This window comes from Pseudomonas sp. SWRI18 (assembly GCF_014268345.1).
GTDB classification, from domain to species: domain Bacteria; phylum Pseudomonadota; class Gammaproteobacteria; order Pseudomonadales; family Pseudomonadaceae; genus Aquipseudomonas; species Aquipseudomonas cedrina.
In genome coordinates this window covers 1-13881 of record NZ_JACCQQ010000036.1, presented here as the reverse complement: position 1 = coordinate 13881, position 13881 = coordinate 1, and the positions used below count along the sequence as shown (strand labels likewise).

The following is a 13881-nucleotide window of genomic DNA, read 5'->3' as shown; positions in this document are numbered from 1 at the left end:
CAGATAACGCAATTCGCCTGGTTTGGGGCCGCTTCGCAGCCCAGCGCGGGACAAGCCCGCTCACTACAAAAATGTGTAGATACCTATGCCTATCGCAGACAAGCCAGCGCCCACCTGTTGACCGATCAGGGCCTGGTTACAGCGGCAAATGCCGACTCAATAACGCGCGTAACGCCGCGGGCTTCACCGGCTTGGCCAGGTAATCCAACCCCGCCGCATGCACCTGTGCCACCGTCTCCGGGCGGCCGTCGGCGCTGATGACCACGCCGGGAATCGGCTCGGCCAATTGCGCGCGCAGCCACCCCATCAGTTCAGTACCGGTTTCTCCATGATCCAGGTGGTAGTCCACCAGCGCCAGTTGCGGGCGCATGCCTTCGGCCAGCAGCGCCGCGCATTGCGCCTGGTCGGTGGCGGTCCATACTTCGCAGCCCCAGCGCGTCAACAGGCTGCGCATGCCGATCAGGATGCTCTCTTCGTTATCCACGCACAGCACCTGTGCGCCGCTCAACGGCAAGCCGGTTTCCGGGGGTGCCTTGAGCGCCGGGCTGGCCTGGTTACGTGCCAGCGGCACGCGCACACTGAATACGCTGCCCTTGCCCGGCCATGAGCGCACGCTCAGCCGGTGGCCCAGCACGCGGCACAGGCCATCGGCGATCGCCAGGCCTAGCCCCAGGCCTTTCTCCGCGCGGGTCTGGTGGCTGTCCAGGCGCTTGAATTCTTCGAAGATCACCTTTTGTTTGTCCAACGGGATACCCGGGCCGCGGTCCCACACTTCCAGGCACAGCTCGCCCTTGCGTCGGCGTACGCCAAGCAGCACCGGGCCGTCGGCGTAACGGAAGGCGTTGGTGAGAAAATTTTGCAGGATTCGCCGCAGCAACTTGATGTCGCTGTCGATACGCAGCCGACTACCGCGCAAACGGAAGCGCAGACCTTGCTCTTGGGCCAGCGCCTTGAACTCCGCGCCCAAGGTGTCGAACAGTTCGTTGAGCATAAACGGCTGGCGCTGCGGATTGATCTTGCCGTTTTCCAGGCGCGAAATATCCAGCAAATCGCTGATCAAGTCTTCGGCGGAGCGCAGCGAACTGTCCAGGTGTTGCACTAGTTGCCGGGCTTCGCTGGACAGACCATCGTTCTGATGGGAGAGGGCGGCGGAGAACAGCCGCGCGGCATTCAGCGGCTGCATCAAGTCATGGCTGACCGCCGCCAGGAAGCGGGTTTTCGACTGGCTGGCGGACTCGGCCACGCCCTTGGCATCGGTGAGCGCCACGTTGAGCTGCGACAGTTCATGGGTACGCTCGGTGACCCGTTGCTCCAGGCCTTCATTAGCCTCGGTAAGCGCCTTCTCGGCTTCGCGGAACGCGGTAATGTCAGTGAAGCTCATGACGAAACCGCCGCCGGGCATCGGGTTGCCGATCAGCTCGATCACCCGTCCATTGGGGAACAGACGCTCGGAGGTGTGCGCACGGCCCTGGCGCATCCAATGCAGCCGTCGCGCCACGTGCACCTCGGCCTCACCCGGCCCGCACAGCCCGCGTTCGGCGTTGTAGCGGATAATGTCAGCAATCGGCCGGCCTACGCTGATCAACCCCTCCGGGTAGTTGAACAGCTCCAGGTAGCGCCGGTTCCAGGCCACCAGCTTGAGCGACTGGTCGACCACGCTGATGCCCTGGGTGATGTTCTCGATGGCGCCTTGCAATAACGCGCGATTGAACTGGAGCACTTCCGACGCTTCGTCAGCGATGCGTACGACATCCTCCAGCTGCATTTCCCGCCCTTCGATGGCGGCTTTCACCACGGCTCGGGTCGACGACGCGCCAAGTACACCGGCCAGCAAGCGTTCGGTGTGGGCGATCCAATCGTTGTCGGCATTCTGGTTGGGGTTGAAGCCTTTGCCCTGGCGATAGGCGAAGCGGATAAAGCTCTGCTGGGCGCGCTCTTCGCCGACAAAACGCGCGGCCAGGCTGAGCAGGTCGCTGATCTGCACCGAGAGCATCGAGCGGGCGCTGGCGCGCTGGCTGATTTCCTGGCCGATAAAACGCCCGGCCTGCCAGTGCTCGGACACCCGCGTGCGGGAGAACATCGACACCCAGACAAACAGCGTGAAGTTACCGGCCAGGGAAAACACGGTGCCCAGGGTCAACGAGGTGACGGACAAACCGAATGGGTGGGAATGCAACCACGTCAGGCCTGGGAAAAGGCTGAGGGACCAGCCCAGGCTTTTCGCCGTGACCGGTAGGACGAGGGTGTAGAACCATAGAAAGGTGCCTGCCGCCAGCCCGGCGAACACGCCGCGTCGGTTTGCCTGTTTCCAATACAGCGCGCCGAGCATCGCCGGTGCCAGTTGGGTTACGGCGGCGAAGGCGATCTGGCCGATGGTCGCCAGGCTGGCGGTGGAGCCGAGCAATCGATAGCTCACGTAGGCCAGCAACAGAATAATCACGATACTGACCCGCCGCACCGACAGCATCCAGTGGCGGAACACTTCGAACGGGCGCTCGGCGCTGGAGCGACGCAGCAGCCAGGGCAGCAACATGTCGTTGGAGACCATGGTCGACAAGGCAATGCTCGCCACGATCACCATGCCGGTGGCCGCCGAAGCGCCGCCGATGAACGCCAGTACCGCCAGGGCCGGGTGGGCTTCAGCCATCGGCAGGCTGATCACATAGGAATCCGGCAGTACCGAGCTGGGCAGCATCATCTTGCCGCCCAAGGCGATCGGTACTACAAACAGGGCGGCAAGAATCAGATACGCGGGAAACACCCATTTAGCCAGGCGCAGATCCTGGGGGTCGATGTTCTCCACGACCGTGACATGGAACTGGCGAGGCAGGCAGATGATCGCCATCATGGCCACGCCGGTCTGCACCACCATCGAGGGCCAGTTGACGGTCTCTTTCCAGTATTCCTCCAGGCGTGGCGCCAGCATGGCCTGGCTGAACAGGTCACCGAAACCGTCGTACAAGCCGTAGGTCACAAACGCGCCGACGGCAAGAAAGGCAAACAGCTTGACCAGCGACTCAAACGCAATCGCCAGCACCATGCCACGGTGGTGCTCCGTGGCGTCGAGGTTGCGCGTGCCAAAGACGATGGTGAACAGCGCCAGCACCAGCGACACGATCAAGGCCGTGTCCTGCGCGCGGGTGCCGGTGGTGTCGGCGCCGGCGCCGATCAGCAGGTTGACCCCCAACACGATGCCTTTGAGTTGCAGGGCAATATAAGGCAGTACGCCCACCAGGCAGATCAGCGCGACCACCACGGCCAGGGACTGGGATTTACCGTAGCGCGCGGCGATGAAGTCGGCGATGGAGGTGATGTTTTCCTGCTTGCTGATCAGGATCATCTTCTGCAGCACCCAGGGCGCCAACACCAGCAGCAGCACCGGTCCCAGGTAGATCGGTAAAAAAGCCCACAACTGTTCGGCGGCCTGGCCTACGGCGCCGAAAAACGTCCAACTGGTGCAATAGACGGCCAGCGACAGGCTGTACACCCAGGCACGCATGCGCGGCGGCAATGGCGCGCGGCGGCGGTCACCGTAGAAGGCGATGGCAAACATAATGGCCATATAGGCCAGGGCAACGGCGGCAATCAGCCCGCTGGACAGCGTCATGGTAACTCCGAGCATAAGAACACCCGGGCATTCCGGGCCCGGTCGGACAGTCTCGCATGATGCCTGGGGTTAGTCAGTGTCGACCAAGGTCGCGTGGGATTTAATGTCGCAGGCGCGCCTAGCGGGGTGGCAGGGTTTTCTGGCGCAGGATATAAACAGTCACCAGTACCGCACTGGTCAGCATGAACACCCGTGCCCACGGCAGCGGCACCAGGTAACAGGAAAAACCGATGCTCAGCCACATCAGGCCGATTGCGTAGACCTTGCCCTTGAGCGGGATGCCGTTGCCGTCCAAGTAGTCCCGTATCCACGGCCCCAGTCGCGGGTGCTCCACCAGCCAGTGGTAGAAACGCGGGGAACTGCGGGCGAAGCAGGCGGCGGCGAGCAACAGGAAGGGCGTGGTCGGCAACACCGGCAGGAAAATGCCGATCACACCCAGCGCTACGCTGAGCCAGCCAATGGCCAGCAGCGCGTAACGCAGGAGCGGCGAGCGATTGCCCATGGGTCTCACGGGCAAGCGGCTCAGTGGTGACGAGGCTTGAGGATCGCCGGTTTTTCGTCAGGGGCGTTGCACAGCAGGTACAGAGCGGTGAGGGCTTCCGGGATCTGTACGATCATGTCGTCCATCAGGTTGGCGTCGGCGGCGATGTCGGAGAACTCTGCTTCTTCTTCGAACAGGCCCGAACCGACCATGATCGGCAGCAGCATCTCGCTGACTTCTTCTTCGGCGGATTCGAACCAGGCGGCTTCGCGCAGGAACACACCTTCCATGAAACCGATGCACCAACCGCGCAGGTCGGAATCGTCCGGGTCTTCGCCCAGGTCCAGCTCGCACGGCAGCTCGAATTCCTCGTCGGACGCCAGTTGGCGACCGATGTGGGCCTTGAGGGCCAGCAGGGTCGATTCGATTTCTTCGCGGTGCGCGTCGTCGGTGTAGTGAGGCTCTTCGGCGAACAGCGCGTCGATCCATTCGCGGTCGGGCACCACCTCGGAGCAGATCGACAGGGCGGTCAGGTAGCCGTGGGCGGCCACGTAGTCCAGCGCCTCGTCATGCAGCTCATCGGCGTCGAGGAAGGCTTGCAGGCGGGTTAGTTGCTCAGCGAAGGACATTGAAGGACTACCTTGGAAATAAACGATGCTGAATTCTAGGCCTTCTTGAGCGCCCAGGCCAGCCGCCATGCAGATTTGCCAGGTTTTAGAGACGGGCTGCAATTCGTCAGCGGCGCCCTCTGCCGGAAGACGCTCGGGTATACTGCCGCGTTTTGTGATGCCCTTGCAGGCCAAGCGCCAGTCCGGGAAAACTTCGCTTACGGATTATTTTTCCTTAAGCCGTGTTTTTTCGACCAGCCTGTACAGAGCAATTGCGGCACTATTTTGGAGTTATACATGCTCGAGCAGGCACAACGCGTCCTCAAGGACATCTTCGGCTACGACAGTTTTCGTGGCCGCCAGGGTGCGATCATTGAGCGTGTGGCCAGTGGCGGTGACGCGCTGGTCCTGATGCCTACCGGCGGCGGCAAATCGTTGTGCTTCCAGGTGCCGGCCCTGTTGCGCAATGGCTTGGCCGTGGTGGTGTCGCCGCTCATCGCGTTGATGGACGATCAGGTGGCCACCCTGGAAGAACTGGGCGTGGCCGCCGCCGCCTTGAACTCCACCCTCAGCGCCGAGCAGCAGCGCGACCTGGCGGCGCGGATCAAGCGCGGTGAAGTGAAAATGCTTTACCTCGCCCCGGAGCGCCTGGTGCAGCCGCGCATGCTGGCGTTCCTGCAAAGCCTGGAAATCGCGCTGTTCGCCATCGACGAAGCCCACTGCGTGTCGCAATGGGGGCATGATTTCCGCCGCGAATACCTGCAGCTCGGCCAATTGGCGCAGCTGTTTCCCGATGTGCCGCGCATCGCCCTGACCGCCACCGCCGACAAGCGTACCCGCGAAGAAATCGTCGAGCGCCTGCATCTGCAGAACGCCGAGCGGTTCCTGTCGAGCTTTGACCGGCCGAACATTTTCTACCGGATCGTGCCCAAGGAGCAGCCGCGCAAGCAGTTGCTCGCATTCCTCTCCGAACGGCGCAGCGATGCGGGCATTGTCTATTGCCTGTCGCGCAAGAAGGTTGATGAAGTCGCCGCGTTCCTCTGCGAACAAGGCTACCCGGCGCTGCCCTATCACGCCGGATTGCCCAACGAGACGCGCTCGGCTCACCAGAAGCGCTTTCTCAACGAAGAAGGCCTGATCATGGTGGCCACCATCGCGTTCGGCATGGGCATCGATAAATCCAACGTACGCTTCGTGGCTCACATGGATCTGCCCAAGTCCCTTGAGGCCTACTACCAGGAAACCGGTCGCGCCGGCCGTGACGGCCTGCCGGCGGATGCGTGGATGGTCTACGGCCTGCAAGACGTGGTGATGCTCAAGCAGATGCTGCAGAACTCCGAAGGCGACGAGCGACATAAGCGCCTGGAGCAGCACAAGCTCGACGCGATGCTGTCGCTGTGCGAGGAGACCCGCTGCCGTCGCCAGACCTTGCTGGCGTACTTCGACGAAGACATGCCCGAGCCATGCGGCCATTGCGACAACTGCATTGACGGCGTGCAGACTTGGGACGCCACCGAGCCTGCGCGTCAGGGCTTGTCGGCCATTTACCGCACCGGCCAGCGTTATGGCGTGGGGCATCTGGTAGATGTGCTGCTGGGCAAGGACAACGAGAAGGTCCGCAGCTTCGGCCACGAGAAGCTCTCGGTGTACGGTGTCGGTAAAGCCCGCGCCGAAGGCGAGTGGCGCTCGTTGTTCCGGCAGATGGTGGCGCGCGGCCTGGTGGATATCGACATCGAAGGGTATGGCGGCCTGCGCCTGAATGACAGTTGCCGGCCGTTGCTCAAGGGCGAGGTCACCCTGGAGCTGCGCCGCGACCTCAAGCCGCAGACCACCGCCAAGAGCAGCACCAGCCAGGCCAGCCAGCTTGTCCGGGGGGAGGAGCGCGAGCAGTGGGAAGCCTTGCGCACCCTGCGCCGCAAATTGGCTCAGGAACACAGCGTGCCGCCCTACGTTATTTTCCCGGACTCCACCTTGCTGGAAATGTTGCGCGAGCAACCGACCAGCATGGCCGAGATGGCGCGGGTCAGCGGCGTGGGCGCGCGCAAGCTGGAGCGTTACGGGCAGGCCTTCCTCGAAGTGCTCGGCGGCCAGGCCGAAGCGCCGAAGGAAGTCGCCGACATACGCCACGAACTGATCAGCCTGGCACGCGCCGGCATGACGCCGATCCAGATCGCCGGCCAGCTGCAATGCTCGGAGAAAAACGTCTACACCCTGCTCGCCGAATCCATTGGCAAGCAGCAATTGTCATTGGAGCAGGCCCTTGATTTGCCGGAGGATCTGCTCGGCGAGATCCAGGACGCGTTCCTTGACGGAGAGGGCGAATTGCCACCGGTGGCGGAGATTGCACCGCTGTTTACCGGGCGTGTTCCTGAAGGTGTCTTGTACTGCGTGCGGGCCGCCTTGCAGTCGGAATTCGAAATTTAGTGTGCCAATTACGACAATGTAACAGATCAGTACATAGCACCTCTTGCCTAGCGGCAACGCTCATGCTTAGCTGACTAATAATTAGCCAAACTTTATTTTCAGTCTAAAACAAGAGTTTTTTATGCCTTTAACCGATCAACACCGATTTGGCATGCAGTTGGCGCAGATGTCCCGTGGTTGGCGTGCCGAGCTGGATCGCCGTCTGGCGGGGCTGGGCCTGTCCCAGGCACGCTGGCTGGTACTGCTGCACCTTGCGCGTTTCGAAGAAGCGCCCACTCAGCGTGAGCTGGCGCAGAGCGTTGGCGTCGAAGGGCCGACACTGGCCCGTCTGCTGGACAGCCTCGAAGGCCAAGGCCTGGTGCAACGCCAGGCGGTGGTTGAAGACCGTCGTGCCAAGCGCATCCTGTTGTGTGACACCGCCCGGCCGTTGATCGAACAGATCGAAACCATCGCCACCGAGCTGCGGCATGAATTGTTTGAGGGCGTGAACGAAGCCGATTTGAGCGTGTGCATGCGCGTGCACGGGCGCATCCTGGCGAACCTGGAAAAGTCCTGATCTGTGAGGGCCCCACATTGGGTTGTGGGGCTCTAGAACGTCTGCCCCAGGTTCAGATACACCGCCTTCTGATTATCATCATTGAACCCATAGCTGAAATTCAGCGGCCCCAACGGCGTATCAAAGCCGAGGAAGATACTCGCTGCGTTGATGTAGCCGCTGTCGAATTCATTGTCGTTGTTCCATGCCCGGCCACGTTCCAGTGACGCACCCAGGTACAGCGGGAAATCCAGCGGCAAATATGACCGTGGCGTGAGCCTGCGGTAGTACACCGCCCGCATCAGGCTGATGTTCTGGCCCGAGATCGCATCCTGGCGGAAGCCCGACAACTGCCGGGCGCCCCCCAGCAGGAAACTGGAACTCACCACATTTTCCGAATCATCCAGGGTGCGCCCATAGCGACCACCCAGCACCAGGGTGTCCGGGCCGTGACTCATGGCCTTGTCCAGCTTGAATTCCCATTGGCGGTAGCGTTGGTCCGAGCCCAGGCCCGGTTCGAACTCGCGGTAGGCCAGGCCGATGTCTTCGCCGGTATGGGGGAAGTACACGTTGTCCAGGGAGTCGAAGGAATACTTCAGCTCATAGAAGCCCTCACTGAAGCTCACGCTGGGCAAATCGCGGTCGCCGATGCGCACATCCGCCTTGCCCCAGGCCTCGCCGACGCCGAAGCGGATCTCGCCGCTGTTGCCGATCTGCCTGCCGACGTTCAGGCCGAAACCGTAGCGTTCCAGGCGGTATTCGGAGATGGGATCGTTGTCCAGGATCAGCTCCACGTTCTGCGCCTGGGCCCTGATGTAAGGCGCGACAAAGTAACGCGAACCGGTGTCCATCGGCTGGTAGAACTCGCTGTACAGCTCTTGGCGATCGCCGATCTGCACCCGCGTCAGCCATTCGGCGCCGAGGCGGTTGATGCCGTTGATGCGGTAACTCGCGCCCAGGTTGAAGGCGCTGTCGCCGCGCATGTCATCCGACAGGTTGAGGCCCAGGCGCAAGTAATCGGTGCCGCTGCGTTTGCCGCGCGCGCTGATCACCAGGGTGTTTTGCTGGCCTTTCTTGACCACGCGGTATTGCACCTGCTCGAAGTAATCCAGGCCGTAGAGCGTGCCCATGTCCGACTGCAGGCGGCCCAGGTTCAGCGGCTCGTCCAGGGGTTGGCGGATGTAGTAGCGGATCACGTCGTCGCTGACTTTCGAGTCGTTTTCCACATCGATGGCGGTGATGACCGGCGTACGTTCGCCCGGGGTGCGGGCGGCCATCAGTTGTGGGTCGACCTGACCGGCGGGGCGCAGGTGGGCGAGGCGCGCATCGAGGGCAAGGGTGGCGCGGTAGCCGGCGTCGATCATGTCCTTGGCGCGGCCGAAGTCCGTCACGCCATACGCGGCCAGCGGCGGCTGGATCAGCACGTCCCTGGGGTGCAGGTCCTTGAGTTGTTCTTCCGAGTTGCGCCGGGTCATCAGGGTGATGGATTGGTTGAGCACATCGACCACCGTGGCCAGTTGCTTGCGCGAGCGTAGCGGGGTGCCGATGTCGACGACGATGGCGATGTCCACGCCCATTTCCCGCGCCACATCCAGCGGGATGTTATCGGTCATGCCGCCGTCCACCAGGAGTCGGCCGTCCAGTTCCACCGGCGCGAACACGGCTGGGATCGACATGCTGGCGCGGATCACCTGGGGCAGGTGGCCCTTGCGGAATACCACCTTTTCACCGGTGGTGATATCGGTGGCCACGGCCCTGAAGGGGATGGGCAACTTGTCGAAGTTACGGGTGTTGCTGCTGTGGGCGAACATGCTTTCGAGCAGCAACGCCAGGTTCTGGCCCTGGATCACGCCCAGCGGCAGGCCCAGGCTGCCGTCGTCGCGAAAGCTGAGTTTCTGCTTGACCAGGAAATCCCGGTCATCCTGCTTGCGTCGGAACGGCACGTCTTCCCGCGGCGGCGCATCGGACAGCGCCTGTTGCCAGTCGATGCTCAGCGCCAGCTTTTCCAGTTCGTCGATCTTGTAGCCCGACGCGTACAGCCCGCCGATCACCGCGCCCATGCTGGTGCCGGCAATCGCATCGATCTGGATACCTTGCTCCTCCAGTGCCTTGAGCACGCCGATATGCGCCAGCCCACGGGCGGCACCGCCCGACAGCACCAGGCCGATTTTCGGACGTGGCGGTTCAATGGCGTCGGCAAGAAGAGGGAAGAGGCACAGAAGCAGGCAGGACAACAGGCGGCGCATCATCAATCTCGAGGCTGGGCGATAAAGGCCGGTATTATAGCCACTCGATCCTCACCCCTCGTTATGCCTGGAGTCAGTCAAATAATGTCGATGAGCAAACCCGAGATTGTCATCACCTATTGCACGCAATGTCAGTGGCTGCTGCGCGGGGCGTGGCTGGCGCAGGAGTTGTTGAGCACATTCGCCGATGATCTGGGCAAAGTGTCCCTGGCGCCGGCCACTGGTGGCGCGTTTCACATTACCTGCGATGGCGTGCAGATCTGGGAACGCAAGGCCGACGGCGGCTTCCCCGAAGCCAAGGTGCTCAAGCAGCGCGTGCGCGACCAGATCGACCCGCAGCGTGACCTGGGGCACAACGACCGTACGCAATAGCCGTCGGCAATCAGGCCGCCGCAGCCGGCTGTTTGGCCTGGCTGGCGCTGCCCATCAACCCCGATAGCACAATCGCGACGATGATCAGCGCGCCCCCCAGCAGCATGCGCAGCGTCGGGGCTTCGGCAAACAGCAGCCAGGCTGCGGTGATGCCGTAGACCGGCTCCATGGCAAACACCACCGAAGCGGTGCGCGCCTTGATCACCGCAAGGCTGGCCACGAACAGGCTGTGAGCCAGGCCAGTGCAGAACACGCCGAGCAAACCGATCCACAGCCAATCGATCGCACGCACCTCCGCCAGCCCAGGCGCCGCCACAGGCAACAGGCACGCTGCAACCACCACGTTCTGGCACAGCGCCGCCTGCACCGCCGGAATACGCCCGGAACTGGCGCGATTGTTCAGCGACAACAGGGAAAACAGCAGCCCCGAGGCGATTCCCCAGAGCAACCCGCCGGTGGCTTCGCTGGCCAGATTGAAGTGCGGCGTGACCAGCACCAGGCCGATGCTGACCAGCACCACCAGCAGCACTTCATTGGCGCGGATGCGCTCGCGGAAAATCAACCCTTCAAGGATCACGGTAAAGGCCGGGAAAGCCGTGAAGCCCAGCGTCGCAACGGCCACGCCGGCCACTTTGACGGCAATAAAGAACGTCACCCAATGCGCCGCCAGCAACACGCCACTGACCAGCAGCCGGCGCCAGTCGCGCAACTCCAGCTTTTTCCAGGCGGTGTTGCTGGCGAACCGTGCAAATATCGCCAGGGCCGCCACGGCAAACACGGCGCGACCAAACACGATGATGGCCGGTGAGGCGGCCGCCAGCTTGCCGAACACGCCGGTAAGGCCGAACATCAATGCGCCGATGTGCAGGGCGCCGAGGGCTGAGCGGGGAGTCATTGGGATCCTTGTATCGAGCGGGTGACAGAAGCGCAGTCTAGTGGGGCGGCTTGTCGGTGTCTGTCGTCCGGCTCGCGATTTTTAGCGTCAGGCTCGTCCTACGTGTCGTGTACATATCCATTATTTAGGTAACGGCGGCTGACGGTTCCGCTCTTACAGCGGGTCACTTTTTGAAGGACCAAAAAGTAACCAAAAAGTCCTCGCCCCACCACTCGGTGCCTCGCCTAGGCTCGGCATGCCCGTAATCCGACACTGATTTGGGGGGCCGCCGCCCACACGCCATCCATGGCGCGTGGGCGGCTAAACCGGCATCCATGCCGGTTTACCCCCCAAATCAATGTCGAATTCCGGCCAGCGTGGTTGACGGGGCGATCCCAGATCAAAAGCAAGAGCGCGGCGGCCTTAGAGCCGACCGGTAATTCATGTCGAACTCGGTTAAAACTGTGGGGGCTTGCTCGCGAATACGGTGGATCAGTTACAGATGCACTCACTGACACACCGCCTTCGCGAGCAAGCCCGCTCCCACAGTTTGATCTCCATACATCAGATGGACCTCAGATTGGCTCTGGCTCTGGCTCTGCTTTCGCTTTTGATCTGGCTTTTGATCTTGATCTCAGGCGCCCCGTCAACCACGCTGGCCGAACGCAGGCTTGAATCCGTGGGTAACCCGGCAGGACGCCGGGTTAGCCGCCCCGCGCCATGGATGGCGCGTGGCGGCGGCCCACGGATTCAAGCCTGCGTTCGGGCACACCGAGCCTAAGCGAGGTGCCGAGTGGTGGGGCAAGAGCGTTTTGCTTACTTTTGCGCTCTTCAAAAGTGAGCCGCTGTAAAAGCGGAACCAATAGCCGCCGTGACCGCAGGAACGGATATGTACACGGTCACTCCCAACGACATGGTCGGCCCAAAGGCCGCCACGGCAAAAAGCCCTACACATCGCGTCGCAGAGAACTCGGCGAGGCCCCAAACTCACGCAACATCGCCGCAGCAAACGCACTCTGCGAGGTATAGCCGACCCGTTCGGCAATCGCGCCGATAGGCAACGGCGTCTTGCGCAAAAGCTCCAGCGCCATATGCAGGCGCCGGCTGCGGATATAGTCCATCGGCGTCTGCCCGCACTCGACCATGAAGCGCGCATGCAAACGCGCCACCGACAGGTCGGCAAGGCGCGCCAGGTCAGCCACTTGCAGCGGGTGCGCCGCGTGCCGCTCGATATGAGCATTGAACGCCGCGTACGGCAGGCGCCGCCCGGCCGGCATCTGGGCCAGCGGATGATTGAGACTGGCCAGCAACAGCACCGCACCTTGCTGCACGATCAGCGGGTCCTCCACTGGGCTCTGTGCCAGCCACTGCACCAATTGGTTTTGCCGCGAGTCCAGCGTCAACCGGGCGGGTTGGGCGAGCAGGCGGCGACTGGCGTCGGCGTGCTCGCCCAATGATTGCAATACCCAGTGCTCGGTGGGCACATCCAGCACCAGGCAGCGGCTGCCATCACGGCTGCCGCACGCATGGTGGGCGCAGAAGGGCAGCACCATCACGCTGCTTTCGCGCACCTGGCTGCCACGCCCCTCGACCTCCAGGTCCAGGTGCCCGGACAGGCCGAATACCAATTGCGCATAGTCATGGCTGTGCACGATCGGTGCTTCGAGGTAATGGCGTAGCGTGAGGGCCGGGCTCATCGCGGTCTCCAGGGCGGCAAGCGGCCAGTCTACAACGCTTCGCGGCCGCCGAGCGCTGTCATCAGACTGACGCACAGTTGTCATGGGCTATTAACCGCTGTGGCGCAAGCTCGCGAAAACACCGTCGAGGGATGCCCATGACCAGTGCCGAGTTCGTCAAGCCCAGCCGCAAGCAACGGGTTCGAACCCTGTGGATTTCCGATGTGCACCTGGGCACCCGGGACTGCCAGGCCGAACACTTATCGCAGTTCCTCAAGGGCTACCATGCCGACAAGGTGTACCTGGTAGGGGACATCATCGACGGCTGGAAACTGCGCGGCGGCATGTATTGGCCGCAGGCCCACACCAACGTGATCCGCCGCCTGTTGACCATGGCCAAGCGCGGCACCGAGGTAATCTACGTCACCGGCAACCACGACGAATTCCTGCGCCGTTACTCCAAACTGATCCTGGGCAATATCCAATTGGTGGACGAAGCGATACACGTGACCGCCGATGGCCGCCACTTGCTGGTGATCCACGGTGACCAGTTCGACGTGATCACCCGCTATCACCGTTGGCTGGCGTTCCTCGGCGACTCGGCCTACGAGTTCACCCTCACGCTGAACCGCTGGCTGAACCATTGGCGTGCGCGGTATGGCTATGGTTACTGGTCGCTGTCGGCGTACCTCAAGCACAAGGTCAAGACGGCGGTGAGCTTTATCAGCGATTTCGAAGAAGCCATCGCCCACGAAGTGACCAAGCGCGAGCTGCATGGCGTGGTCTGCGGGCATATTCACCATGCGGAAATTCGTAAGGTGGGCGAGGTGGATTACCTCAACTGCGGGGATTGGGTGGAGTCGTGCACGGCGTTGATCGAGCACTGGGACGGGAGCATCGAGTTGTATCGGCTGGCGGATGCCCAGGCGAAAGCGGCGCTGCTGAAAGCCGAGATGGTGGCGGGCTAAAGCCGAACTCGGTTCAAATTGTGGGAGCGGGCTTGCTCGCGAATGCGGTGTGTCAGCGAGTGCATCTGTAACTGACACACCGCATTCGCG

The 13881-nt window shown here is 62.4% G+C and carries 10 protein-coding genes; 4 read left to right on the top strand and 6 right to left on the bottom strand.

What is annotated here, in order from left to right:
* Nucleotides 1-136: 136 nt before the first annotated feature.
* The 3 genes from H0Z09_RS25910 to H0Z09_RS25900 all read right to left on the bottom strand — a co-directional run bounded on the left by H0Z09_RS25910 (nucleotide 137) and on the right by H0Z09_RS25900 (nucleotide 4717).
* A complete protein-coding gene (locus H0Z09_RS25910) occupies nucleotides 137-3607 on the bottom strand; it encodes a PAS domain-containing hybrid sensor histidine kinase/response regulator (RefSeq protein ID WP_186694535.1) in 3471 nt (1156 codons plus the stop codon).
* Nucleotides 3608-3725: 118 nt separating this feature from the next.
* The gene (locus tag H0Z09_RS25905; RefSeq protein ID WP_162279237.1) at nucleotides 3726-4109 is read right to left on the bottom strand and encodes a YbaN family protein; all 384 of its coding nucleotides are present in this window, start codon (nucleotides 4107-4109) and stop codon (nucleotides 3726-3728) included.
* A 20-nt stretch (nucleotides 4110-4129) separates the two neighbouring features.
* Nucleotides 4130-4717 (bottom strand): YecA family protein, encoded by a 588-nt coding sequence (locus H0Z09_RS25900; protein ID WP_076952955.1) that lies wholly within the window; start codon nucleotides 4715-4717, stop codon nucleotides 4130-4132.
* Nucleotides 4718-4993: 276 nt separating this feature from the next.
* Between H0Z09_RS25900 and recQ the strand changes: the two genes are divergently transcribed.
* The gene (gene recQ / locus H0Z09_RS25895) at nucleotides 4994-7120 is read left to right on the top strand and encodes a DNA helicase RecQ (protein ID WP_186694532.1); all 2127 of its coding nucleotides are present in this window, start codon (nucleotides 4994-4996) and stop codon (nucleotides 7118-7120) included.
* A 121-nt stretch (nucleotides 7121-7241) separates the two neighbouring features.
* Nucleotides 7242-7676, top strand: a complete 435-nt coding sequence (locus H0Z09_RS25890; protein WP_076952957.1) for a MarR family transcriptional regulator — start codon at nucleotides 7242-7244, stop codon at nucleotides 7674-7676.
* A gap of 32 nt (nucleotides 7677-7708) precedes the next feature.
* On the opposite strand, the gene H0Z09_RS25885 is transcribed toward H0Z09_RS25890, so the two are convergent.
* The gene (locus tag H0Z09_RS25885; protein WP_186694530.1) at nucleotides 7709-9901 is read right to left on the bottom strand and encodes a patatin-like phospholipase family protein; all 2193 of its coding nucleotides are present in this window, start codon (nucleotides 9899-9901) and stop codon (nucleotides 7709-7711) included.
* 84 nt (nucleotides 9902-9985) lie between these two features.
* On the opposite strand from H0Z09_RS25885, the gene H0Z09_RS25880 reads away from it, so the two are divergent.
* Nucleotides 9986-10273, top strand: coding sequence for a SelT/SelW/SelH family protein (locus H0Z09_RS25880; protein WP_186694528.1), 288 nt, complete (start codon nucleotides 9986-9988; stop codon nucleotides 10271-10273).
* Nucleotides 10274-10283: 10 nt separating this feature from the next.
* Here the strand turns inward: H0Z09_RS25880 and H0Z09_RS25875 are convergent, their stop codons facing one another.
* Complete coding sequence (locus H0Z09_RS25875) at nucleotides 10284-11168, bottom strand: DMT family transporter (RefSeq protein ID WP_186694526.1); 885 nt, start codon at nucleotides 11166-11168, stop codon at nucleotides 10284-10286.
* Between the two features lie 926 nt (nucleotides 11169-12094).
* A complete protein-coding gene (locus H0Z09_RS25870; protein ID WP_186694524.1) occupies nucleotides 12095-12844 on the bottom strand; it encodes an AraC family transcriptional regulator in 750 nt (249 codons plus the stop codon).
* Between the two features lie 137 nt (nucleotides 12845-12981).
* Here H0Z09_RS25870 and H0Z09_RS25865 point away from each other — a divergent pair, with 137 nt between their 5' ends.
* A complete protein-coding gene (locus H0Z09_RS25865; protein WP_076952962.1) occupies nucleotides 12982-13791 on the top strand; it encodes a UDP-2,3-diacylglucosamine diphosphatase in 810 nt (269 codons plus the stop codon).
* The last annotated feature ends 90 nt before the right edge of the window (nucleotides 13792-13881 follow it).